Below are 943 nucleotides of genomic sequence, written 5' to 3' on the forward strand. Positions count from 1 at the left end.
TGACGGCCGAGGACATGCACCTCGAAACCGAGTTGACGCAACGGCTCGAGCGTGTTGCGGCCGATGAATCCTGTCGCACCGGTGACGATGGCGCGGCGGGTCATGGTACCCAATCGGCGAAAGCTAAATCCCGATCGGAGATCACCGCGATCGGCTCCGGCCATTTCACGTCGATGAACGGATCGTTCCAACGCACGCCGCGCGCCGCATCGGCGACGTAGCTCACATCGATCAGATACAGAAGCTCACTGTGGTCCGCGAGCGACTGGAAACCGTGCGCGAAGCCCTTGGGAATGTACAGCGCGCAGCGGTTAGCAGCGCTCAGTTCGACGGCGATCGACCGGCCGTAGCTCGGCTGATCCTTGCGCAGATCGACGATGACGTCATGGACGGCGCCGGCCACGCAGCGCACCAGCTTGGTCTCACCGTGCGGATCGTCCTGAAAATGCATGCCACGGACGGTGCCGCGCTTGGTGTTGTAGGAGACGCTGGCCTGCGGGAAGCGGTTGACGAGGCCGGCCTCCGCGAACTCCTGCTCGCAAAAGGTTCGGGCGAAGAAGCCACGCTCGTCCGCCCGAGGCTCGATCTCGACCAGGAACGCGCCGGGCAGACTGAGTTCGGTGAACCGCAAACGGCTCTCCCTCAGAAAATCTGCAGCTTCGGAATCGCCGTGACGAACTGACCGCCCCACGAGCGTAGTTCGGCCATGTCGGCTACGATCTCGTCCTTCAGATTCCAAGGCAGGATCAGCAGATAGTCGGGCTTGCTCGCCAGCATGGCTTCAGGCGAGATCACCGGGATGCGGCTGCCCGGAAGCAGCGTGTTCTGCTTGTGCGGGCTACGATCGGCGACGGCGTATACCAGTTCGGAGCCGACGCCGCAGTAGTTCAGGAACGTGTTGCCCTTGGCGGCGGCGCCGTAGCCGGCGACCTTCTGCCGCGGC

General features: G+C 63.7%; 3 protein-coding genes. All 3 read right to left on the bottom strand.

Annotated elements, in window-relative coordinates; all coding sequences use genetic code 11:
• Positions 1 to 164: NAD-dependent epimerase/dehydratase family protein (locus tag I5M_RS34355; protein ID WP_376738651.1), on the bottom strand; the 164-nt coding region annotated here is incomplete at its 3' end.
• Positions 101 to 631 (bottom strand): dTDP-4-dehydrorhamnose 3,5-epimerase, encoded by a 531-nt coding sequence (rfbC, locus tag I5M_RS01460; protein WP_022719777.1) that lies wholly within the window; start codon positions 629 to 631, stop codon positions 101 to 103. The genes rfbC and I5M_RS34355, both read right to left, overlap by 64 nt.
• An 11-nt stretch (positions 632 to 642) precedes the next feature.
• Positions 643 to 943, bottom strand: a 301-nt coding sequence (locus I5M_RS01465; protein WP_022719778.1) for a methyltransferase, incomplete at its 5' end; no start/stop codon positions are given.

The organism is Rhodopseudomonas sp. B29, from assembly GCF_000333455.1.
Taxonomy (GTDB): Bacteria; Pseudomonadota; Alphaproteobacteria; order Rhizobiales; family Xanthobacteraceae; genus Rhodopseudomonas.